The organism is Halobacillus sp. A1 (genome assembly GCF_024189295.1).
GTDB lineage: Bacteria > Bacillota > Bacilli > Bacillales > Halobacillaceae > Halobacillus_A.
On sequence record NZ_JAIZEN010000094.1, the window covers coordinates 1 to 251 of the forward strand.

Below are 251 nucleotides of genomic sequence, written 5' to 3' on the forward strand. Positions count from 1 at the left end.
CCATTATCTGGAAGACTCAGTATCGAGATAATCCTCTTTTAAAAGTCCAAAAACATCAACATCTACATATTCATCCCATCTTAGAATATCTTGTTTTAATGTCCCTTCATATTGTAGCCCTACTTTTTGCATTACTTTTCCAGAAGCTTTATTCTTACTCATTACTGGAGCCCATATTCGATTAAGCTTTTGCTCCTTAAACCCAAAATCAATAACTATTTTAGAAGCCTCTGTTGCATAACCTTTATTCC

The 251-nt window shown here is 33.9% G+C and carries 1 protein-coding gene; it reads right to left on the reverse strand.

The window, feature by feature from the left end; genetic code table 11:
• Positions 1–3: 3 nt before the first annotated feature.
• A partial coding sequence (locus LF817_RS20130; RefSeq protein WP_253937576.1) for a GNAT family N-acetyltransferase occupies positions 4–251 on the reverse strand: 248 nt, incomplete at its 5' end.